The 349-nt window shown below is 57.3% G+C and carries 1 pseudogene; it reads right to left on the bottom strand.

Features of this window, described 5'->3' with window-relative positions:
• Positions 1-349: pseudogene (gene flgK, locus ACYP03_RS24910) on the bottom strand (flagellar hook-associated protein FlgK); the annotation flags it as partial.

The following is a 349-nucleotide window of genomic DNA, read 5'->3' as shown; positions in this document are numbered from 1 at the left end:
AAATTCGGCTTTTCCCTGCGCCTGCGTTGCCGAGCTGAGATAACTCTGCGCCGCAATTTTTGCCGGGTCTGTCATTTCAGCCTGCACGTCTCTGGCCGCATTGCGGGTAGGACGCAGCAGGATTTTTTCGCCGCTGGTAATCGGGGCGGCAATTTCTATCCGCACACCATCGACCTCAAAACTCGGCGGCAGACCGCTCGGAATGACAGATTGTGACGAGCCATCCGGCATCTTCAGCGTATGCTGACTGCCGTTGAACCCCAGCTCGTACTCACCGGCCTGCAACTTACTGAGATCCTGTATGTATACCTTCACCTGTGCGCTGGATCCCTGAGGGATCAGCGCGCGG

The sequence above is a fragment of the Photobacterium sp. R1 genome (assembly GCF_054600795.1).
Note: the sequence above shows the minus strand (reverse complement) of the source record. Positions and strands in the feature narration are given on the sequence as shown.